General features: G+C 64.2%; 25 protein-coding genes. 15 read left to right on the plus strand and 10 right to left on the minus strand.

All coding sequences use genetic code 11. From position 1 onward, the window contains the following. A complete protein-coding gene (locus tag JKP78_RS07760) occupies positions 1-699 on the plus strand; it encodes an SPOR domain-containing protein (RefSeq protein ID WP_170033386.1) in 699 nt (232 codons plus the stop codon). A 139-nt stretch (positions 700-838) separates the two neighbouring features. On the opposite strand, the gene JKP78_RS07765 is transcribed toward JKP78_RS07760, so the two are convergent. Next, a complete protein-coding gene (locus tag JKP78_RS07765) occupies positions 839-1,255 on the minus strand; it encodes an NINE protein (RefSeq protein WP_170033388.1) in 417 nt (138 codons plus the stop codon). Between the two features lie 166 nt (positions 1,256-1,421). Between JKP78_RS07765 and JKP78_RS07770 the strand changes: the two genes are divergently transcribed. Next, the gene (locus tag JKP78_RS07770; protein ID WP_170033390.1) at positions 1,422-2,051 is read left to right on the plus strand and encodes a C40 family peptidase; all 630 of its coding nucleotides are present in this window, start codon (positions 1,422-1,424) and stop codon (positions 2,049-2,051) included. Between the two features lie 127 nt (positions 2,052-2,178). Here the strand turns inward: JKP78_RS07770 and JKP78_RS07775 are convergent, their stop codons facing one another. Then, positions 2,179-3,177 carry a type IV pilus twitching motility protein PilT gene (locus tag JKP78_RS07775; protein WP_186684234.1) on the minus strand — a complete coding sequence of 333 codons (999 nt, stop codon included), beginning with the start codon at positions 3,175-3,177 and terminating at the stop codon, positions 2,179-2,181. 64 nt (positions 3,178-3,241) lie between these two features. On the opposite strand from JKP78_RS07775, the gene JKP78_RS07780 reads away from it, so the two are divergent. The 9 genes from JKP78_RS07780 (at position 3,242) to JKP78_RS07820 (ending at position 9,814) form a co-directional block, all read left to right on the plus strand. Then, positions 3,242-3,931: a YggS family pyridoxal phosphate-dependent enzyme gene (locus JKP78_RS07780; protein ID WP_186684233.1), complete on the plus strand. Its 690-nt coding sequence runs from the start codon at positions 3,242-3,244 to the stop codon at positions 3,929-3,931. A 38-nt stretch (positions 3,932-3,969) separates the two neighbouring features. Continuing rightward, positions 3,970-4,788, plus strand: a complete 819-nt coding sequence (gene proC, locus JKP78_RS07785) for a pyrroline-5-carboxylate reductase (protein WP_200626475.1) — start codon at positions 3,970-3,972, stop codon at positions 4,786-4,788. Between the two features lie 10 nt (positions 4,789-4,798). Next, the gene (locus JKP78_RS07790; protein ID WP_170033398.1) at positions 4,799-5,389 is read left to right on the plus strand and encodes a YggT family protein; all 591 of its coding nucleotides are present in this window, start codon (positions 4,799-4,801) and stop codon (positions 5,387-5,389) included. A 99-nt stretch (positions 5,390-5,488) separates the two neighbouring features. Beyond that, positions 5,489-6,628: a homoserine O-succinyltransferase MetX gene (gene metX, locus JKP78_RS07795; protein WP_186672174.1), complete on the plus strand. Its 1,140-nt coding sequence runs from the start codon at positions 5,489-5,491 to the stop codon at positions 6,626-6,628. 7 nt (positions 6,629-6,635) lie between these two features. Next, a complete protein-coding gene (metW, locus tag JKP78_RS07800) occupies positions 6,636-7,256 on the plus strand; it encodes a methionine biosynthesis protein MetW (RefSeq protein WP_186672173.1) in 621 nt (206 codons plus the stop codon). 22 nt (positions 7,257-7,278) lie between these two features. Further along, the gene (locus JKP78_RS07805) at positions 7,279-7,713 is read left to right on the plus strand and encodes a DUF4426 domain-containing protein (protein WP_186684231.1); all 435 of its coding nucleotides are present in this window, start codon (positions 7,279-7,281) and stop codon (positions 7,711-7,713) included. Further along, positions 7,710-8,306, plus strand: coding sequence for an RdgB/HAM1 family non-canonical purine NTP pyrophosphatase (gene rdgB / locus JKP78_RS07810; protein WP_186684229.1), 597 nt, complete (start codon positions 7,710-7,712; stop codon positions 8,304-8,306). Before JKP78_RS07805 ends, rdgB begins: the two co-directional genes overlap by 4 nt. Next, positions 8,303-9,478, plus strand: a complete 1,176-nt coding sequence (gene hemW / locus JKP78_RS07815) for a radical SAM family heme chaperone HemW (protein WP_186684227.1) — start codon at positions 8,303-8,305, stop codon at positions 9,476-9,478. Before rdgB ends, hemW begins: the two co-directional genes overlap by 4 nt. Before the next feature lie 9 nt (positions 9,479-9,487). Next, the gene (locus tag JKP78_RS07820) at positions 9,488-9,814 is read left to right on the plus strand and encodes a DUF3392 family protein (protein ID WP_023378203.1); all 327 of its coding nucleotides are present in this window, start codon (positions 9,488-9,490) and stop codon (positions 9,812-9,814) included. A gap of 132 nt (positions 9,815-9,946) precedes the next feature. Here JKP78_RS07820 and trmB read toward each other — a convergent pair whose 3' ends face one another. The 4 genes from trmB to JKP78_RS07840 all read right to left on the minus strand — a co-directional run bounded on the left by trmB (position 9,947) and on the right by JKP78_RS07840 (position 12,204). Beyond that, positions 9,947-10,669 (minus strand): tRNA (guanosine(46)-N7)-methyltransferase TrmB, encoded by a 723-nt coding sequence (gene trmB / locus JKP78_RS07825; RefSeq protein ID WP_170033409.1) that lies wholly within the window; start codon positions 10,667-10,669, stop codon positions 9,947-9,949. 9 nt (positions 10,670-10,678) lie between these two features. After that, on the minus strand, positions 10,679-11,473 hold the full coding sequence (locus tag JKP78_RS07830; RefSeq protein ID WP_043208630.1) for a thiazole synthase: 795 nt from the start codon (positions 11,471-11,473) through the stop codon (positions 10,679-10,681). A 54-nt stretch (positions 11,474-11,527) separates the two neighbouring features. Beyond that, positions 11,528-11,728: a sulfur carrier protein ThiS gene (gene thiS / locus JKP78_RS07835; protein ID WP_170033411.1), complete on the minus strand. Its 201-nt coding sequence runs from the start codon at positions 11,726-11,728 to the stop codon at positions 11,528-11,530. Positions 11,729-11,832: 104 nt separating this feature from the next. Next, on the minus strand, positions 11,833-12,204 hold the full coding sequence (locus tag JKP78_RS07840) for a DUF423 domain-containing protein (protein WP_170033413.1): 372 nt from the start codon (positions 12,202-12,204) through the stop codon (positions 11,833-11,835). Positions 12,205-12,268: 64 nt separating this feature from the next. Between JKP78_RS07840 and mtgA the strand changes: the two genes are divergently transcribed. Continuing rightward, positions 12,269-12,979: a monofunctional biosynthetic peptidoglycan transglycosylase gene (gene mtgA / locus JKP78_RS07845; RefSeq protein WP_186684225.1), complete on the plus strand. Its 711-nt coding sequence runs from the start codon at positions 12,269-12,271 to the stop codon at positions 12,977-12,979. A 166-nt stretch (positions 12,980-13,145) separates the two neighbouring features. Here the strand turns inward: mtgA and rpoH are convergent, their stop codons facing one another. The 4 genes from rpoH to ftsY all read right to left on the minus strand — a co-directional run bounded on the left by rpoH (position 13,146) and on the right by ftsY (position 17,334). Next, positions 13,146-14,000, minus strand: coding sequence for an RNA polymerase sigma factor RpoH (rpoH, locus tag JKP78_RS07850; RefSeq protein WP_170033417.1), 855 nt, complete (start codon positions 13,998-14,000; stop codon positions 13,146-13,148). A gap of 111 nt (positions 14,001-14,111) precedes the next feature. Continuing rightward, a complete protein-coding gene (gene ftsX / locus JKP78_RS07855) occupies positions 14,112-15,137 on the minus strand; it encodes a permease-like cell division protein FtsX (RefSeq protein ID WP_200626478.1) in 1,026 nt (341 codons plus the stop codon). Further along, complete coding sequence (gene ftsE, locus JKP78_RS07860; protein ID WP_056794328.1) at positions 15,134-15,805, minus strand: cell division ATP-binding protein FtsE; 672 nt, start codon at positions 15,803-15,805, stop codon at positions 15,134-15,136. The genes ftsX and ftsE overlap by 4 nt, the downstream gene beginning before the upstream one ends. Before the next feature lie 2 nt (positions 15,806-15,807). Then, a complete protein-coding gene (gene ftsY, locus JKP78_RS07865; RefSeq protein WP_200626480.1) occupies positions 15,808-17,334 on the minus strand; it encodes a signal recognition particle-docking protein FtsY in 1,527 nt (508 codons plus the stop codon). A 231-nt stretch (positions 17,335-17,565) separates the two neighbouring features. On the opposite strand from ftsY, the gene JKP78_RS07870 reads away from it, so the two are divergent. From JKP78_RS07870 to rsmD, 3 genes are read left to right on the plus strand one after another with little or no spacing between them, the layout of a single operon-like run. After that, complete coding sequence (locus tag JKP78_RS07870) at positions 17,566-18,921, plus strand: M16 family metallopeptidase (protein ID WP_200626482.1); 1,356 nt, start codon at positions 17,566-17,568, stop codon at positions 18,919-18,921. Continuing rightward, the gene (locus JKP78_RS07875) at positions 18,914-20,404 is read left to right on the plus strand and encodes a M16 family metallopeptidase (protein ID WP_186684220.1); all 1,491 of its coding nucleotides are present in this window, start codon (positions 18,914-18,916) and stop codon (positions 20,402-20,404) included. Before JKP78_RS07870 ends, JKP78_RS07875 begins: the two co-directional genes overlap by 8 nt. Beyond that, on the plus strand, positions 20,404-21,006 hold the full coding sequence (rsmD, locus tag JKP78_RS07880; protein ID WP_186684218.1) for a 16S rRNA (guanine(966)-N(2))-methyltransferase RsmD: 603 nt from the start codon (positions 20,404-20,406) through the stop codon (positions 21,004-21,006). The genes JKP78_RS07875 and rsmD overlap by 1 nt, the downstream gene beginning before the upstream one ends. Positions 21,007-21,071: the final 65 nt, after the last annotated feature.

Genomic DNA, 21,071 nt, shown 5'->3' on the forward strand with positions numbered 1-21,071 from the left:
TTGGCTGCCAAGAAAAAACCTGCCCCAAAACGCGGCGCCAGCCGTCAGACGGCGCCGGCCAAGCAGCCGATTCCCGGTTGGGTATGGCTGGCGGTCGGCCTGACTGTAGGCGCGTTCATCGTGTTCCTGATGAAGCTCGAGCCTGGTGGCGATGACATCAAGCGGGCCAAGCCCGAGCAGCAGAAGCCGGAAAAAGTGGCCGAAGCCGGCAAGACGACACAAGCCGCATCGCAGCAGCCGGTGAAGCCGAAGTATGACTTCTATACCCTGCTGCCGGAGACCGAGGTGATCGTGCCGCCGGAAGCCGTGCCCGAGAAAACACCGCCCGTCCCGGCCCAACCGGTGACACCGGTGACCCCTGCCGAAGCGGCAAAGATCGACACGGCGCGGGCCCAGGCGGCGCTGATGGGCCAGACCCCGCCGCCGGCGCCACCGGTGATCAAGCCAGCGGCGACCACGCAGTTCTTCCTCCAGGCTGGCTCGTTCCGCAAGCAGGCTGACGCCGACAAGGTGCGCGCGCAGATCATCCTGCTGGGCCAGGCGGTAAAGGTGGAGTCGGGCACGGTCAAGGACGAAACCTGGTACCGCGTCATGGTCGGCCCGTTCAGCAACCGCGAGCAGCTGACCGGGGCGCAGAAGCAGCTGGCCGGGGCTGGTTTCAGCAACCTGCTGCTGCAACAGCGGCAAACCCGCCAGTAGCCTGTGAGCGGGGGCGCTGTGCGCCCCTGTCGCGACGCAAGGCCGCTCCTACAGAGACCGCGACAACCCCAGAGGGCTTATCCGATCTTTGTAGGAGCGGCCTTGTGTCGCGATGGGCTGCAAAGCAGCCCCAGGGCCCTCAAGCCCGTACCGCATTGCGCTCGGACACCTGGCTGTTCAACGTCCAGAAGTCGTACAGCACTCCCACCAGGCACAGCCCGCCTGTGAAGAAGTAGATGATCGCGGTCACCCACTTGCCCTGGTACAACCGGTGCAGGCCGAACACCCCGAGGAAGGTCAGCAGGATCCAGGCGATGTTGTAGTCGATGCGCCCGGACTGGAACCTCAAGTCGGCCTCACGGTCCATGGACGGGATCAGGAACAGGTCGATCAACCAGCCGATGCCCAGCAGGCCCAGGGTCAGGAACCAGATGGTGCCGGTGACGGGCTTGCCGTAGTAAAAGCGATGCGACCCGGTGAAGCCGAAAATCCACAACAGGTAGCCAATGGTCTTGCTGTGGGTATCGTGAAACGGCGCTCCCTGATAACTGTTCATGCATAGCTCCCGCGGGTTATCCGAAAATTTTCTAAAAAAAAATGTGACTTTCTCGTCGCAGGCCGACGTACGGCACCCGGACAATCGACCAACGGATCAAAGATTGATCAAAAAGCTGTTATAAAGTTGCGCGCCCAACACACAACTATTCATAAGAGCTTCATCTATGCCGCCTTTACTCAAGACATGGCTGACCCTCTGCCTATTATTGCCCCTGGCCGCCCACGCCACCAATCGTGAGCAACGTCTTCCCAATGGTTTCACCGGCTACACCAGCAATGCCTCGGTGAGACACGCACCGGTCAAGCAGACCACGCTGCGCAGCCGCCCGAGCAATGCCGCCAGCAGCCGCAGCAGCGGCCCAACCATTGCCATGTCACCGAAGCAGAGCAGTGATGTGCTCAGCCGTGCGGTGAATGTGCTCGGCACCCCTTACGTCTGGGGCGGCAGCAGCCCGAAGAAAGGCTTCGACTGCAGCGGGCTGGTCAAGTACGCCTTCAACGATGTCGCCGACGTCGACCTGCCGCGCACCTCCAACGCCATGGCCCAAGGCCACGGGGTCAAGGTGGCCAAGGGCGACCTCAAACCGGGCGACCTGATCTTCTTCAATATCAAGAGCCGTCGGGTCAATCACGTTGCCATCTACCTGGGCAATGACCGCTTCATCCATGCCCCGCGTCGTGGCAAGCGGGTGAGCATCGACACCCTGAGCAAGCCTTACTGGCAGCAGCATTACGTAGTAGCCAAGCGAGTGTTGCCAAAAGAACAGCAGCAACTGAACCTGGCCAAGCGCTGATCTGATCGGCGCTCTCCTGTATCGGCCTCTTCGCGGGCACGCCCGCTCCCACAGGTACCGCGTCGCTCTCGCGGGCAGCGCCATACCTGTGGGAGCGGGCGTGCCCGCGAAGGGGCCGGTACAGCCACTACAAGTCCTCAATCAGCCCTCGCTCCCTCAGTCCTCGCATCGCCCCCTCCATCGTCCGCATCCCGTCCGCACCACCCGCCTGCATCACCGAACACAACTGCGCCATACGCCCTTCCCGAATCAGGTTACGCACCGCTGGCGTAACCACCAGCACCTCACGCGCCGCAACCCGCCCTCCCCCCGCACGCCTGACCAATATTTGCGCCACCACCAGGCGCAACGACTCGGCCAGCATCGCCCGCACCAGCGGCTTCTCTTCGGCCGCAAACACCTCCACCAACCGGTCAACGCTGTTCACCGCCGAACGCGTATGCACGGTCGCCAGCACCAGGTGCCCGGTCTCCGCCGCGCGCAAGGCCAGGCGAATGGTTTCCAGGTCGCGCAGCTCCCCGATCATGATCACATCCGGGTCCTGACGCAGGGCACTGCGCAGCCCTTGGGCAAACCCGCCGCAATGGCGGCCGATCTCTCGCTGGTTGACCAGGCTGCGCTGGCTATTGTGGATAACTTCGACAGGGTCTTCGAGGGTGATGATGTGCAGTGCCCGCTCACGGTTCAGCTGGTCGAGCAGCGCCGCCAGGGTGCTGGACTTGCCGCTGCCGGTCGGCCCACCCACCAGGATCAAGCCATCACTGCACTGCGCAACAGCTTGAAACACATCCCTCAGCTCGAGTTCATCGAGCGTGGCGATGCGCCCCGGGATCAGGCGGAAGGTGGCCGCAGGGCCATGCAACTGGCGAAACAGGTTCAGCCGAAAGCGCCCCAGTGCCGGCAACTCCAGCGCCAGGTCCAGCTCATCTCCCTGGGTCCACTGTCGGCGCCGGGCTTCATCCAGCATGGGTGCCATGCCCTCGATCAAGACGTCCGGGCTCAAGGTCGGCAGAGCCACGCGCTGCAACTCCCCATCCAGGCGCAGCATCGGTGTCTGGCCCGCCGCCAGGTGCAGGTCGGAAGCCCCCGCATCCACGGCCAGGGCCAACAGGTCGGTCACATCCATGAGACTCCCCAAAGGCCTGCAAGTAGGTAGAATGCCGCAAACCCTAAAACGCCGGCATCAGTCCATGTCCACCCTAGCAGACAACCTTTCCGCTATTTCCGCCCGTATCGCCAGCGCTGCCCAGGCTGCCGGGCGTGATCCGGCCAGCGTCCAGTTGCTGGCCGTGAGCAAGACCAAGCCAGCCAGCGCCATCCGCGAAATCCACGCCGCAGGCGTGCGTGATATCGGTGAAAATTACCTACAAGAAGCGCTGGCAAAGCAGCAGGCACTCAGCGACTTGCCCTTGATCTGGCACTTCATCGGCCCCATTCAGTCGAACAAGACCAAAGCCATCGCCGAACATTTCGACTGGGTACATTCCGTGGACCGCCTGAAGATCGCCCAACGCCTGTCGGAACAGCGTCCTGCCGGGCTGGCGCCGCTGAATATCTGCCTGCAGGTGAACGTCAGCGGAGAGGACAGCAAATCCGGCTGCGCACCGGCTGACTTGCCGGCCTTGGCGAAAGCGGTAGCCGCGCTACCCAACCTGCGCCTGCGCGGGCTGATGGCCATTCCCGAACCCACCGACGACCGCGCCGCCCAAGAGGCAGCCTTCGCCACCCTGCGCAAGCTGCATGAAGAACTCGGGCTGGGCCTGGATACGCTGTCCATGGGCATGAGCCACGACCTGGAAGCCGCCATTGCCCAAGGCGCGACGTGGGTGCGTATCGGTACTGCCCTGTTCGGTGCCCGCGACTACAGCGGCCACGCCTGATCCCATGCTTTACTCACTCTTTCCAACAAGGACCTGACATGAGCAAGACACGTATTGCCTTTATCGGCGCCGGCAACATGGCCGCCAGCCTGATCGGTGGTCTGCGTGCCCAGGGCCTGGACGCCTCGCAGATCCGCGCCAGCGACCCGGGCGCCGAGACCCGCAGCCGCATCCAGGCCGAGCACGGCATCGAAACCTTCGAGGACAACGCCCAGGCCATCGACGGCGCCGACGTCATCGTGCTGGCGGTAAAGCCACAGGTCATGAAAGCCGTTTGCCAGGCCCTGCAACCCAACCTGCAGGACGGCCAGCTGATCGTTTCCATCGCCGCCGGCATCACCTGCGCCAGCCTGCAAAGCTGGGTTGGCGCGCGCCCGGTGGTACGCTGCATGCCCAACACCCCTGCCCTGCTGCGCCAAGGCGTGAGCGGCCTGTATGCCACCGCACAGGTGTCCGCCGAGCAGCGCCAGCAGGCCGAGCAACTGCTGTCGGCCGTGGGCACCGTCCTGTGGCTGGAGCAGGAACAGCAACTGGACGCCGTGACCGCTGTTTCCGGCAGTGGCCCGGCGTACTTCTTCCTGCTGATCGAAGCCATGACCGCGGCGGGGGAAAAACTCGGCCTGCCACGCGAAACCGCTTCCCAGCTGACCCTGCAGACGGCCCTGGGCGCCGCGCGCATGGCGGTCGCCAGCGATGTCGATGCCGCCGAGCTGCGCCGCCGTGTCACCTCGCCCGCCGGCACCACCGAAGCGGCGATCAAGTCATTCCAGGCCAGCGGCTTCGAAGCCATCGTCGAGCAGGCCCTGCAGGCTGCCGCCACGCGCTCTGCGGAGCTGGCCGAACAACTGGGCAAATAAGGAGTTCCAGATGAATGCACTGTCCGGCGCCGCGATCTTCGTGGTGCAAACCCTGGTCAGCCTGTACCTGGTGATCGTCCTGCTGCGCTTCGTGCTGCAGCTGGTGAAGGCCAACTTCTACAACCCGCTTTGCCAGTTCGCAGTACGCGCCACTCAGCCGCTGCTCAAGCCGATTCGCCGGATCATCCCCAGTGTCGGCGGGCTGGATACCTCGTCGCTGCTGCTGTCGGTGGTCATCCAGGCGCTGTTGATGGGCTTCGTGCTGATGGTCACCTACGGTACCTTCGGCGACATCCTGCACCTGCTGATGTGGGCGATCATCGGGATCACCTCGCTGTTCCTGAAGATTTTCTGGGTGGCGATGATCGTCATGGTGATCGTTTCCTGGGTCGCCCCCAACAGCCACAACCCAGCCGCCGAGCTGGCCTACCAGATCAGCGAACCGGTGCTGGCACCGTTCCGCCGCATCGTGCCCAACCTGGGCGGCATGGACATCTCGCCGATCTTCGCCTTCCTCGCGATCCAGGTGATCCAGTCGTTCGTGATGCCGCCGCTGGCCGCCTACGCCGGCATGCCACAAGAGCTGTGGCGGATGATCTGAGCCGCCCCCGGCCCTGGTCGCTTCCAGTGGCAAGCCTGTGCTTGCCGCTGGGGGTAGCGCTCTTTAGACTGACGCCTCCGTCAAGCGTGAGCAGGGTCGATGTCCACTGTCTTTCCCGAAGATTCCGTCGGTCTGGTAGTACCGCAAACAGCCCGGTTCGATGAACCGCTGGCCCTGGCCTGTGGCCGCTCGCTGGCCAGTTATGAACTGGTCTACGAAACCTATGGCACCCTCAACGCCAGCGCCAGCAACGCCGTGCTGATCTGCCATGCCCTGTCCGGCCACCATCATGCCGCTGGCTACCATGCCGCCACCGACCGCAAGCCGGGCTGGTGGGATAGCTGCATCGGCCCGGGCAAGCCGATCGACACCAACCGCTTCTTCGTGGTCAGCCTGAACAACCTGGGCGGCTGCAACGGCAGTACTGGCCCCAGCAGCATCAACCCGGCCACCGGCAAGCCCTATGGCGCGGATTTCCCGGTGCTGACCGTGGAAGACTGGGTACACAGCCAGGTACGCCTGGCCGAACGCCTGGGCATCCAGCAATGGGCTGCCGTGGTCGGCGGCAGCCTGGGCGGCATGCAGGCGCTGCAGTGGACCATCAGCTACCCCGAGCGCGTGCGCCATTGTGTCGATATCGCCTCGGCGCCCAAGCTGTCGGCACAGAACATCGCCTTCAACGAAGTGGCGCGCCAGGCCATCCTCACCGACCCCGAATTCCACGGTGGTTCGTTCCAGGACCAGGGCGTGATCCCCAAGCGTGGCTTGATGCTGGCGCGCATGGTCGGCCACATCACCTACCTGTCCGACGACTCGATGGGTGAAAAATTCGGCCGTGAGCTGAAGAGCGACAAGCTCAACTACGACTTCCATAGCGTCGAATTCCAGGTCGAAAGCTACTTGCGCTACCAGGGCGAAGAGTTTTCCGGGCGTTTCGACGCCAACACCTACCTGCTGATGACCAAGGCGCTGGACTACTTCGACCCGGCTGCTGCCCATGGCGGCGACCTGGCGGCCACCCTGGCCCACGTCAAGGCGGATTACTGCATCATGTCGTTCACTACCGACTGGCGCTTCTCGCCGGCCCGCTCGCGCGAAATCGTCAACGCCCTGATGGCCGCACGCAAGAACGTCTGCTATCTGGAGATCGATTCGCCCTATGGGCACGATGCCTTCCTGATCCCCACGCCTCGCTACATGCAGGGTTTCGCGAACTACATGAACCGCATTGCCATCTGAGGACAGCATGAGAGCCGATCTGGAAATCATCCACGACTGGATTCCCGCCGGCAGCCGGGTACTCGACCTGGGCTGCGGTAACGGCGAACTGCTGGCCTCACTGCGTGACCGCAAGCAGGTCACCGGCTACGGCCTGGAGATCGACGCTGACAACATCGCCGCCTGCGTGGCCAAGGGCGTCAACGTCATCGAGCAGGACCTGGACAAGGGCCTGGGCAACTTCGCCAGCAACAGCTTCGACGTGGTGATCATGACCCAGGCCCTGCAGGCCGTGGAGTACCCCGACCGCATCCTCGACGAGATGCTGCGCGTGGGCCGCCAGTGCATCATCACCTTCCCCAACTTCGGCCACTGGCGTTGCCGCTGGTACCTGGCGACCAAGGGCCGCATGCCAGTGTCGGACTTCATGCCATACACCTGGTACAACACGCCGAACATCCACTTCTGCACCTTTGCCGACTTCGAGGAACTGGTGCACGAACGCAAGGCCAGGGTGCTTGACCGCCTGGCTGTCGACCACTTGCACCGTAATGGGTGGGGTGGCCGGCTTTGGCCTAATCTTCTAGGTGAGATCGGTATCTACCGCGTCAGCAGCCCGGGCCTGCAAGAGCACCAGCTCGCTGTCTGACGCCCAGCGGAGGAACCACCCCATGCGTCGCCTAGCCCTGCTCCTGATAAGCCTGTGCCTCGCCCTGCCGGCACTGGCTGCCGATGCTGCCCGCCCCGAGCGCAAGGAAGTGTTTGGCGACGTGACGGTGCACTACAGCGCATTCACCTCGAGCATGCTGACACCAGCGGTGGCTGCAGCCACCGGCCTGGTACGCAGCAAGAACCAGGGCGTACTCAACATTGCCGTGCTCCGCGCCAACAAACCCGCCATCGCGGTGGTCAGCGGCACGGTCAAGGACCTGACCGGGCGCAGCACCCCGCTGTCGTTCAAGCAGATCAACGAGCAAGGCGCGGTGTACTACATCGCCCAGTTCAAGATCGACCAGGCAGAGACCGTCACCTTCGACCTCAACATCGAAACCGGCGGCATCAGCAATTCCCTCAGCTTCAACCAGGAAGTGTTCCCAGGCGAATGATGAATTTCCAGCAACTCGTATTGGCCAGCCATAACGCCGGCAAACTCAAGGAACTCCAGGCCATGCTCGGCGCGTCCGTGCAGCTGCGCTCGATCGGTGAGTTCAGCCAGGTGGAGCCGGAAGAAACCGGCCTGTCGTTCGTCGAGAACGCCATCCTCAAGGCACGTAATGCCGCACGCATTTCCGGCTTGCCGGCCCTGGCCGACGATTCCGGCCTGGCAGTGGACTTCCTCGGTGGTGCACCGGGCATCTATTCGGCGCGCTATGCCGACGGCAAGGGTGATGCAGCAAATAACGCCAAGCTGCTCGAGGCCCTGAAAGATGTGCCCGAAGCAGAGCGCGGTGCGCAGTTCGTCTGCGTGCTGGCACTGGTGCGCCATGCCGACGACCCGCTGCCGATCCTGTGCGAAGGCCTGTGGCACGGGCGCATCATGTTCGAGGCCAGCGGCGAGCACGGCTTTGGCTATGACCCGCTGTTCTGGGTACCGGAGCGCGGCTGTTCCAGCGCCGAACTGGCCCCTGCGGACAAGAACCAGCTCAGCCACCGCGCGCGCGCCATGGCCCTGCTGCGTCAACGTCTGGGCCTGGCATGATCGACACGCTGTCCACACCCGGCACGGCGGGTTTCACCAGCCTGCCGCCGCTGGCGCTGTACATCCACATCCCGTGGTGCGTACGCAAATGCCCTTACTGCGACTTCAACTCCCACGCCGCCGGCCCTGATCTGCCAGAAGATGCCTATGTCGCGGCCCTGCTGAACGACCTTGACCAGGAATTGGCCGCGGTACAAGGCCGGCCGATCAGCTCGATCTTCTTCGGTGGCGGTACGCCCAGCCTGTTCAGCGCCGATGCCCTCGGCCGGCTGCTGCGAGGCGTGGAGCAACGCATTGCGTTTGCGCCAGAGATCGAAATCACCCTGGAGGCCAACCCGGGCACGTTCGAGCAGGACAAGTTCAAGGCCTACCGGCAAACCGGCATCAACCGCCTGTCCATCGGTGTGCAGAGCTTCCAGCCAGCCAAGCTGCAGGCGCTGGGGCGCATCCACAATGGCGATGAAGCGGTCCGCGCCGCCGGCATGGCGCGTGCGGCCGGCTTCGACAACTTCAACATGGACCTGATGCACGGCCTGCCCGAGCAGTCGCTGGATGACGCGCTGGGCGACCTGCGCCAGGCGATCGAACTGGGGCCCACGCATTTGTCGTGGTACCAGCTGACCGTGGAGCCGAACACGGTGTTCTGGAACCAGCCACCGGAGCTTCCCGAGGACGACATCCTCTGGGACATCCAGGAAGCCGGCCAGGCGCTGATGGCCGATCACGGCTTCCGCCAGTACGAGGTCTCGGCCTATGCCCAGGCTGGTCGTGCCGCGCGGCACAACCTCAATTACTGGCGCTTTGGCGACTTCATCGGCATTGGTGCCGGTGCTCACGGCAAACTGACCTTCGCCGACGGTCGCATCCTGCGCACCTGGAAGACCCGCCTGCCCAAGGACTACCTGAACCTGGCCAAGCCGTTCAAAGCTGGCGAAAAGCTGCTGCCGGTCGACGAGCTGCCGTTCGAGTTCCTGATGAATGCCCTGCGCCTGACCGATGGAGTGGAGGCCGAACTGTTCACCCAGCGCACCGGGCTGCCACTGGAACAGCTGCGCGAAGCACGGCGCGCCGCCGAACAAAAGGGCCTTTTGCAGGTCGAAGCGGATCGACTGGTGGCCACGCCACGAGGCCAGTTGTTCCTCAATGACCTGCTGCAGTATTTCTTGACCTAAGGATGACCCATGGATCTGGTACTTGATCTGCTCGCGACGGTTTCCCGCTGGAGCCGCAGCAACCTGTCGGAGATTTCACTGGCCCTGGTGGGCTGCCTGCTGGTGCTGTTCGGCACCGATATCAAGGGCTGGGTGGAACAGCGCCTGGGCGGCTTGGCCGGCGCCCTGCGCGTACCGTTCATGGCCTTGCTGGTGATGATCGGCAGTGGTGCGGCGTTGATCTATGCCACACCCTGGGTAGTGAAGGGGCTGGGCCAGTTCAACAACTACGCGCTGGCGCCGGTGTTGCTGGTGGTGCTGGTGCTAATTGGGGTAGTGGCTGATCGGCGGGGCTGAGCCAATCCACATTTGCTGCAACATGACCATGCCTGTGAGGCCGTAGTTGTCAGCCGGGGCTAAAAAAAACCGCCTTTTTCAAGGCGGTTTTTTCGTCTGCAGAATCAGCGCATCGAACGGCTAACCAGCCAGTCAATCCACCTTCTCGAACTTCAAATCCCAAACCCCATGCCCCAGCCGCTCGCCACGGCGTTCGAACTTGGTGATCGGGCGCTCTTCCGGGCGTGGCACATAGGTGCCGTCGGCCGCACGGTTGCGATAGCCCGGGGCAGCGCTCATCACTTCCAGCATGTACTCGGCATACGGCTCCCAGTCGGTAGCCATGTGGAACACGCCACCCGGCTTGAGCTTGCGCCGCACCAGCTCGGCGAACTCCAGCTGAACGATGCGCCGTTTGTGGTGGCGCGCCTTGTGCCATGGGTCGGGGAAGAACAGCATCAGCCGGTCGAGGCTGTTGTCCGCCACGCAGCGGTTCAGCACTTCGATAGCATCGCAGTCATACACCCGCAGGTTCTTCAGCCCCTGGGTCAGCACGCCGTTGAGCAGCGCGCCCACGCCCGGGCGGTGCACTTCCACACCGATGAAATCCTGCTCCGGTGCGGCAGCCGCCATTTCCAGCAGGGAATGGCCCATGCCGAAGCCGATCTCCAGGGTGCGCGGCGCCGAACGGCCGAACACCTGGTCGTAGTCCACCGGGCTGTCGGCCAGCGGCAGGATGTACAGCGGGCCGCCCTGCTCCAGGCCGCGTTGCTGGCCTTCGGTCATGCGCCCGGCGCGCATCACGAAGCTCTTGATGCGGCGGTGCGGGCGGGCTTCGCCGTCAGGGGTGCTCGGCGTATCGTGCGATTCAGTCATCAGGGGCTCTTACTTGATCAGACCTTCCAGCGGCGAGGAGGCGCTGGCATAGAGTTTCTTCGGCATACGGCCGGCGAGGTAGGCCATGCGGCCGGCGACGATGGCGTGCTTCATGGCCTCGGCCATCAGCACCGGCTGCTGGGCGTGGGCAATGGCCGAGTTCATCAGCACCGCTTCGCAACCCATTTCCATGGCAATGGTGGCGTCGGAAGCAGTGCCCACGCCGGCATCGACCAGCACCGGCACCTTGGATTCTTCCAGGATGATCTGCAGGTTGTAGGGGTTGCAGATACCCAGGCCGGTACCGATCAGGCCAGCCAGGGGCATGACCGCGATGCAGCCGGCTTCGGCCAGCTGGCGGGCGATGATCGGGTCGTCGCTGGTGTAGACCATTACGTCGAAACCGTCCTTGACCAGCACTTCGGCGGCCTTGAGGGTTTCGATCACGTTGGGGAACAGGGTTTTCTGGTCAGCCAGTACTTCCAGCTTGACCAGGTTGTGGCCATCCAGCAGTTCGCGTGCCAGGCGGCAGGTGCGCACGGCCTCGACCGCGTCGTAGCAGCCTGCGGTGTTTGGCAGGATGGTGTAACGGTCCGGTGGCAACACGTCGAGCAGGTTCGGCTCGCCCGGGTTCTGGCCGATGTTGGTACGGCGCACGGCAACGGTGACGATTTCGGCACCCGAGGCCTCGATGGCCAGACGGGTTTCTTCCATGTCACGGTATTTGCCGGTACCGACCAGCAGGCGCGACTGGAAAGTACGCCCGGCCAGGGTGAAGGGCTTGTCGCTGCGAACATTGCTCATGGTTGTTCCTCGGGAAAAGGTTGCAGGGCTTGCAGGTGAACCGCCGGGCCGCAGTCAGCCGCCACCAATGGCGTGGACCACTTCGACCTGGTCGCCATCATTCAGCAGCGTAGTGTCGTGCTGGCTACGCGGCACGATGTCCAGGTTCAGCTCCACCGCGACGCGGCGCCCGGTCAGCTCCAGGCGGGCCAGCAGGGCCGCGACGGATTCGCCAGCGGGCAATTCGTAAGGTTCACCGTTCAGTTGAATGCGCATGCGCACGGCCACCATTGTGCTTTGGGGGGCACGCATTCTAGCGCCGAACCACCCCGCAACCCAAGGGCGGCGCGCGCCATTAGTCGCGATTGTGGACCACTCGGTCAGCCCAGCCGCCACGCCGCCAGGCCCAGGCACAACCAGCCGGCGAGGAAGCACAGCCCGCCAAGCGGGGTGATGATGCCGAGCTTGCCCAGGCCGCTGAGGGTGAGCAGGTACAGGCTGCCGGAGAACAGCACTATGCCCAGGGCAAACAGCGCGCCCGCCCAGCCGACCAGGCGCCCGGGCAGGTGGGCCGAGAGCACCGCGACAGCGAGGATCGCCAGGGCGTGCACCAGCTGGTAGGTCACACCGGTCTGGAAGATCGCCAGGTAGTCGGCTGTCAGCCGGCTTTTCAGGCCGTGAGCCGCAAAAGCGCCCAAGGCGACACCGGTAAAGCCGAAAAAGGCGGCGAGCATCAGGAAGCTGCGAAGCATGGGACGACTCCTTGGATCGGGTCTGTATAATGGCCCCTTCCACCCGTACGGCCAAGCCATCGCCATGCTGCCAACCCTTCTCCGCCGCCTCTCCCGTGCCCTGCTCTGGTTCGCTGCCGGCAGCATCGTGCTGGTGCTGGTGTTCCGCTGGGTGCCACCACCCGGCACAGCGCTGATGGTCGAGCGCAAAGTGCAGTCCTGGGTGAATGGCGAGCCGATCGACCTGCAGCGGGACTGGGAGCCTTGGGAGAACATCTCCGACGAGCTCAAGGTCGCGGTCATCGCTGGCGAGGACCAGAAGTTCGCCAACCACTGGGGCTTCGACATTCCGGCCATCCAGGCGGCGCTGGCCTACAACGAGCGTGGCGGCAGTATTCGTGGTGCCAGCACCCTGACCCAGCAAGTGGCCAAGAACCTGTTCCTGTGGTCCGGGCGCAGCTGGTTGCGCAAAGGGCTGGAGGCGTGGTTCACCGCGCTGATCGAGCTGTTCTGGTCGAAGGAACGGATTCTCGAGGTCTACCTGAACAGCGCCGAATGGGGCAAGGGCGTATTCGGCGCCCAGGCGGCGGCGCGTTATCACTTTGGCGTCGATGCCAGCCGGCTCAGCCGCCAGCAGGCGGCGCAGCTGGCGGCCGTGCTGCCAAGCCCGATCAAGTGGAGTGCCAGTCGGCCGAGCGCCTATGTGGCCAGCCGGGCCGGATGGATTCGGCGGCAGATGAGCCAGCTGGGTGGCCCCAGCTATCTGATGCAGCTCGACACTTCGCGCAAGCCTTGAGGGCTCTTCGCGGGCACGCCCGCTCCCACATGGCCAGCATTACCCCTGAGGCCTGTGCAGTACCTGTGGGAGCGGGCGCGCCCGCGAAGAGGCCTTCAAGGCTTGCGCAAAAAAAAGCCGCTCACCCTATCTGGGCCAGCGGCTTTTCCTTGCAGTCAGGGCTCGATCAGGCCGCGATCAATGCCTTGACCTTGTTCATCGCATTCTTCTCCAGCTGGCGAATCCGCTCAGCCGAAACGCTGTACTTGTCCGCCAACTCATGCAGCGTGGCCTTCTCTTCCGCCAGCCAGCGCTGGTACAGAATGTCGCGGCTACGCTCGTCCAACCCTTGCAGCGCTTCGTGCAGGTTGCTGGTGGAGTTGTCGCTCCAGTCGGCATCCTCCAGCTGCATCGCCGGGTCGTAGCGGTGGTCTTCCAGGTAGTGCGCAGGCGACTGGAAGGCGCTGTCGTCGTCAGCTTCCGCTGCTGGGTCGAAGGCCATGTCCTGGCCGCTCAGGCGGCTTTCCATCTCGCGCACTTCACGCGGTTCAACGCCCAGGCTTTCCGCCACGCGGTGCACTTCGTCGTTGCTCAGCCAGGCCAGACGCTTCTTCTGGCTGCGCAGGTTGAAGAACAGCTTGCGCTGGGCCTTGGTAGTGGCCACCTTGACGATGCGCCAGTTGCGCAGGATGAACTCGTGGATCTCCGCCTTGATCCAGTGCACGGCGAACGACACCAGGCGCACACCCATTTCCGGGTTGAAGCGCTTGACGGCTTTCATCAGGCCGACGTTGCCTTCCTGGATCAGGTCGGCCTGGGCCAGCCCGTAGCCGGCGTAGCTGCGGGCGATATGTACGACGAAACGCAGGTGGGCCATCACCATCTGGCGAGCGGCCTCGACATCCTGCTCATAATAGAGACGCTCGCCCAGATCACGCTCCTGCTCGACCGTCAGCAGCGGAATGCTGTTGACCGTGTGCACGTAGGCTTCCAGGTTTGCACCGGGTACCAGGGCATAGGCAGGTTGCAACGATGTGGTCATTCAAGAACCTCCGACTTACCAGACTCGCACCTTGTGGGCGCTGCCAACATTGACCTGGAACGACGGTACAAGTTCCATAGTGAAGAATTTGTCAATGCTGGCACTTAAAAACTATCGCGGCGCCAGCTCGTTCAGGTGGCGGGCGACTGCAATCCATGCACCGATATACCCCAACAGCACCGCTCCGATCAAGAGCGACAGACCATCGGACGCCGGCACCCCGCCCAGGGCGAAGTCGCTGCCATACAGGCCAGAAAGCCCTACCACCGCCTCGTTCAGCCAGTTCAGGCCAAACGCCAGGATACCCCACGCCAGCAGGCCTGCGCCCAGCCCATAGAGGGCTCCCATGTACAGGAAAGGCCGGCGCACGTAGGCGTCGGTGCCACCGACCAGCTTGATCACTTCGATCTCGGTGCGACGGTTTTCAATATGTAGCCGAATTGTGTTACCGATTACTAACAGCAAGGCAGAAATCAGCATCACGGCCAGGCCGAAGACGAAACGGTCACCCAGCTTGAGGATCGCCGCCAGGCGCTCGACCCACAGCAGGTCGAGCTGCGCCACTTCTACCCGTGGCAGCTCGGACAAGCGCTGACGCAAGGCTTCCAGCGCCGGTTTGTCGACCTCGGTCGGGGTCACCACGACCACGCCTGGCAGCGGGTTGTCGGGCAGTTCACGCAGGGCTTCACCCAGGCCGGACTGCTGCTGGAATTCCTCCAGCGCCTGCTCGCGGCTGACATACAGTGCGTCAGCCACACCGGGCATGCCCTTGATCTCGTCGCGCAGCGCCTCACCTTCGCGGCTGCCGGCGTCGAGCTTGAGGTACAGCGAAATCTGCGCGGCGCGCTGCCACGAGCCGCCAAGCTTTTCGACGTTCTTCAGCAGTAGCGACAGGCCCATGGGCATGCTCAGCGCTACCGCCATTACCAGGCAGGTGAAGAAGCTGCCGATCGGCTGCTTGCCCAGACGGCGCAGGCTGTCGGCCAGGCTGGCACGGTGGCTTTCCAGCCAGGCATGCAGCAGCGTGCGGAAATCCGGGCCGTCATCGTCATCACCGTGTTTTTTCTTTGCCGGTTGCGGATCGGCCGGTTTCGGCGCAACCCGCTCGGAAACTTTAGGTGTGCGTGTAGTGGTCATTGCCCGGCCTCCCCATCGCCGATCAAGCGACCGCGCTGCAAGGTCAGCATGCGGTGGCGCATGCGCGCAATCAGTGCCAGGTCGTGGCTGGCGATCAATACCGTGGTGCCCAGGCGGTTGATGTCCTCGAACACGCCCATGATCTCCGCGGCCAGGCGCGGGTCGAGGTTACCGGTGGGTTCGTCGGCCAGCAGCAGGGCCGGCTGATGCACGATGGCGCGGGCGATACCCACCCGCTGTTGCTGGCCGGTGGACAGGTCGGCCGGGAACAGCTCGCCTTTGTCGGCCAGCGACACGCGCTCCAGGGCCGAATCCACGCGTTTGGCGACCTCGGCCTTGGACAAGCCGAGAATCTGCAGCGGCAAGGCGATGTTGTTGAACACCGTGCGGTCGAACAACAGCTGATGGTTCTGGAATACCACGCCAATCTGCCGACGCAGGAACGGGATCTGTGCGTTGCTGATCTGCCCCAGGTCCTGCCCGGCCAGCATCAGCTTGCCGCTGGTGGGGCGTTCCATGGCCAGCAGCAGACGCAGCAAGGTACTTTTGCCAGCCCCGGAGTGGCCGGTGACGAACAGGAATTCGCCCCGGCGCGCCCGGAAACTCAGCTCATGCAAACCCACATGACCATTGGGATAACGCTTGGCAACCTGTTCGAATCTGATCATGGTCAGTCTCGCTCGGCGAACAGAGCCTTGACGAACGGCTCGGCTTCGAAGGTGCGCAGGTCGTCGATGCCTTCACCGACACCGATGAAACGGATCGGCAGCTTGAACTGCTTGGCCAGGGCGAAGATCACCCCGCCCTTGGCAGTGCCGTCCAGCTTGGTCAAGGCCAGGCCGGTCAGTTCGACGCTCTGGTTGAAATACTTGGCCTGGCTGATGGCGTTCTGGCCGGTGCCGGCATCCAGCACCAGCAGCACCTCGTGCGGCGCTTCGGCATCGAGCTTGCCGATAACCCGACGGACCTTCTTCAGTTCTTCCATCAGGTTGTCTTTGGTATGCAGGCGGCCGGCAGTGTCAGCGATCAGCACGTCGACGCCACGGGCCTTGGCGGCCTGCACGGCGTCGAAGATCACCGAGGCAGAGTCGGCCCCGGTGTGCTGGGCGATTACCGGGATCTGGTTGCGCTCGCCCCACACCTGCAACTGCTCGACCGCTGCGGCACGGAAGGTGTCGCCGGCGGCCAGCATCACTTTCTTGCCTTCAAGCTGCAGTTTCTTCGCCAGTTTGCCGATCGTGGTGGTCTTGCCGGCGCCGTTCACGCCAACCACCAGAATCACGTAGGGCTTGTTCTGCGCCTGGACCACCAGCGGCTGTTCTACCGGGCGCAACAGCGCAGCAAGTTCTTCCTGCAGCGACTTGTACAGGGCATCGGCATCGGCCAGCTGCTTGCGGGCGACCTTCTGGGTCAGGTTCTGGACGATGGTCGAGGTCGCTTCCACGCCGACGTCGGCAGTCAGCAGGCGGGTTTCGATTTCGTCGAGCAGGTCGTCATCGATGACCTTCTTGCCCAGGAACAGGCTGGCCATGCCCTCGCCGATGCTGGCGCTGGTCTTCGACAGGCCCTGCTTGAGGCGTGCGAAGAAGCCGGGCTTGGCCTGCTCGGTCGGTGCAGGTGCAGGTTCGACCGGCGCTGCGGCCGCAGCCACAGGAGCGGAGGGTTCTGGCGCAGGGCGCTCCGGGATGGCAGGCGGGGCCTTCGGCTCCAGGTCCGGCACCAACGCCACAGGTTCTTCGGCAACCGGCAATACCAGGTTGCTGACCGGCGCGACAGGTTCCACCGCCGCAGCAGGCTCGACCGGAGCCGCCTGCAAGGGTACCGACGCAACCGGCTGCGGCGTTGGTGCAACCAGTGGCTGGGAAGCGACCGGCTCCGGCGCGGGGGCCTGCAATGGCTGGGAGGCGACCGGTTCGGGTGCCGGCGCCTGGGCTACCGGGGGTTGGGCTGCTTCGGCGACCTGCTGCGGCTCGACCGGCACTGGGGCCGCAGCGGCCTGAGCGGGCTCTGTGGCCTGCGGCGCTTCGGCGGCAGGGGCCTCTACCGGAGCGGCAGCAGGCTGCTCGACGGCGTGGGTTTCATTCGCGGGCGAGCCCGCCCCCACGGGTTGCTGCGGCTTCTTGCGAAACCAGCTGAACAGGCCTTTCTTCTCACCAGCCTCGGCCGGTGCTTTTTTGTCGTCGTTGGAACCAAACATGGAAGACGGCTATCTCAGGGTAGCGATGGGCCAGCTACGGCGCATCGGGAATTCTCTCTACGCAGAACAGACTATCTTGAAGCCGGCTGGTTCATGCGCAACGTTTTGTCTTGATGTCCTGTGGGCCAGAACGGCGACAGGCATGGTCGCCAGGCAACCGGATCAGTATCCTAGCACCTCCTGGCCCGCCGACGCTAAACCCAGCGGGCCGCCGAACAGGTTAAACACCGTATGAATGCTCTAGCCCGCCGTGCCGCAGGCCTGTTGCTCGGCACGCTCTGCCTGCCGCTCGCAGCCTTTGCCGCCGATGTGCAACCCACCCACGAGTTCATCCTCGACAACGGCCTGAAAGTGGTCGTGCGCGAAGACCATCGCGCCCCGGTGGCCGTCTCGCAGATCTGGTACAAGGTTGGCTCCAGCTACGAAACCCCGGGCCAGACCGGCTTGTCCCACGCGCTGGAACACATGATGTTCAAAGGCAGCGCCAAGGTTGGTCCTGGCGAGGCATCGCGCATCCTGCGCGACATCGGTGCCGAGGAAAACGCCTTCACCAGCGATGACTACACCGCCTATTACCAGGTGCTGGCCCGTGACCGCCTGCCGGTGGCCCTGGAGCTGGAGGCCGACCGCCTGGCCAGCCTGCGCCTGCCTGCCGACGAGTTCAGCCGCGAAATCGAGGTAATCAAGGAAGAACGCCGCCTGCGCACCGACGACCAGCCCAACGCCAAGGCATTCGAACTGTTCCGCGCCATGGCCTACCCGGCCAGCGGCTATCACACGCCGACCATCGGCTGGATGGCCGACCTCGAGCGTATGAAGGTCGAGGAGCTGCGCCACTGGTATGAATCCTGGTACGCCCCCAACAATGCCACCCTGGTCGTCGTGGGCGACGTCACTGTCGACGAGGTCAAGGGCCTGGCGCAGAAGTACTTCGGCAGCATCCCCAGGCGTGCCGTGCCGGCGGCCAAGTTGCCCCTGGAACTGGCCGAACCCGGCCAGCGCCAGCTGACCCTGCACGTACGCACCCAACTGCCCAGCTTGATCTACGGTTTCAACGTCCCCGGCCTGGCCACAGCCAAGGACCCGCGCACGGTGCATGCCCTGCGCCTGATCTCGGCGCTGCTCGACGGCGGCTACAGCGCGCGCATGCCGGCGCGCCTGGAGCGTGGCCAGGAACTGGTGGCCGGCGCTTCGTCCAGCTACAACGCCTTCACCCGCGGCGACAGCCTATTCCTGGTTTCGGCCACACCGAACGTGCAGAAGCACAAGTCCCTGGCGGACGTGGAAAAGGGCATCTGGCAGCTGCTGGATGAGCTCAAGACCACCCCACCCAGCACCGAGGAACTCGAGCGCGTGCGCGCCCAGGTCATCGCCGGCCTGGTCTACGACCGTGATTCCATCAGCAGCCAGGCCACCACCATCGGCCAGCTGGAAACCGTCGGGCTGTCCTGGAAGCTGATCGACAGCGAACTGGACGAACTCGAGCGCGTTACTCCGCAAGACATCCAGAACGCAGCGCGCAGCTACTTCACCCGCGAACGCCTGAGCGTTGCCCATGTATTGCCCGAGGAGTCCGCTAATGAGTGACCGCCGCGCCCCGCGCCCAACCCTGCTGACCACCGGCATCCGTGCCCTGGCGCTGGCGGCCGTGCTGGCCGGCCCGGCCATGGCCGACGACCTCGCCAAGGCCGAAAGCAACGCCGCACGCCCGGCCAACACCCTGCAGTCGCTGGCCGAGCTGGATGGCAAGGCACCCAGCCGGCGCCAGCTGAACATCCAGCACTGGAACACCGCTGAAGGCGCGCGGGTGCTGTTCGTCGAAGCCCGCGAGCTGCCGATGTTCGACCTGCGTGTCACCTTCGCCGCCGGCAGCAGTCAGGATGGCGGCGTGCCAGGCCTGGCCGCCCTGACCAACGCCATGCTCAACGAAGGCGTGGCCGGCAAGGACGTGACAGCGATTGCCGAAGGCTTCGAAAGCCTGGGCGCAGACTTTGGCAACGGCTCCTACCGCGACATGGCGGTGGCTTCGCTGCGCAGCCTCAGCGCCAAGGACAAGCGTGAACCGGCCTTGAAGCTGTTTACCGAGGTGGCCGGCAAACCGACCTTCCCGGAAGATGCGCTCAAGCGCATCAAGAACCAGATGCTGGCCGGCTTCGAATACGACAAGCAGAACCCCGGCAAGATCGCTGGCAAGGCGCTGTTCGCCAACCTTTACGGCGAGCATCCCTATGCCCACCCAAGCGACGGCACTGCCGAAGGCATCAAGGGCATAAGCTTGGCACAATTGCGTGCCTTCCATGCCAAGGCCTACACCGGCGGCAATGCGGTCATCGCCCTGGTCGGCGACCTCAGCCGCGCCGAAGCCGAAAGCATCGCTGCCCAAGTGTCCGCAGGCCTGCCCAGGGGCCCGGCGCTGCCAGCACCGCCCCAACCCACTGAAACGCATGCAACCCTGAACCACATTGACTTCCCGACTACGCAAACCCACCTGATGCTGGCGACACTCGGTATAGACCGCCAGGACCCGGACTGGCCAGCGCTGTCGCTGGGCAACCAGATCCTCGGTGGTGGGGCCTTCGGTACCCGGCTGATGAGCGAGGTGCGTGAAAAGCGCGGCCTGACCTACGGGGTATACTCGGCGTTCAGCCCGATGCAGGTCCGCGGGCCATTCATGATCAACCTGCAAACCCGTGCCGAGCTCAGCGAGGGTACGCTCAAGCTGGTGCAAGGCATTCTCACCGAATACCTCAAGACCGGCCCCACCCAGCAGGAGCTGGACGACGCCAAGCGCGAGCTGGCCGGCAGCTTCCCGCTGTCCAATGCCAGCAATGCCAGCATCGTCGGCCAGCTGGGTGCCATTGGTTTCTACAACCTGCCGCTGACCTGGCTGGAGGACTTCATGCAGCAGTCCCAGGCGCTCACCGTCGAACAGGTCAGGGCAGCCATGAACAAACACCTGTCAGCGGATAAACTGGTGATGGTCACCGTTGGCCCGAAAGTGCCACAAAAGCCGCTGCCAGCACCTACTGACAAACCCTCCGAGCAAGCGCTCGGGGTACCGGAGCACTAATGCCGAGATCCACCCCTCCCGCCCGCCCGCAACCGGGCCAGAGCAAGGGCCAGGGCCACCTGCGCATCATCGCTGGCGAGTGGCGCAGCCGCCGCCTGGCGGTGCCGGACGGCGAAGGCCTGCGGCCAACACCCGACCGTGTGCGCGAAACCCTGTTCAATTGGCTGGCGCCCTATATTGAAGGCGCCCGGGTACTCGACGCCTTCACCGGTAGCGGCGCCCTGGTGCTCGAAGCCTTGTCCCGCGGGGCCGAGGACGCCGTGGCGCTGGACAGCAACCCGGCCGCCATCGCCAACCTGAAGAACAACCTCGAAATCCTCCGCTGCCCACGCGGGCAGATCCTGCAGACCGATGCCCTGCGCTACCTGCAGAACCCGGCCAAGCAACAGTTCGACGTGGTGTTCCTCGATCCGCCGTTCCATCAGGACCTGCTGGCCAACACCTGCAACCTGCTGGAGCAGAACCAGTGGCTACATCAACAGGCCTGGGTCTACACCGAAAGCGAAACCGCGCCGTCGACCTTGCAGCTTCCCGGTAACTGGCGCCTGCACCGCGAGAAGAAAACCGGCCAGGTGTACTACGCACTCTGGCAGCGGGGCTGACCGGCTAACCGCAAGCCGGCGTATTTAGTTACCGCCAAGCCATCCGCACCCTGGTTGAAGCTGCT

The organism is Pseudomonas sp. LAM2023 (genome assembly GCF_016620375.1).
GTDB lineage: Bacteria > Pseudomonadota > Gammaproteobacteria > Pseudomonadales > Pseudomonadaceae > Aquipseudomonas > Aquipseudomonas anuradhapurensis.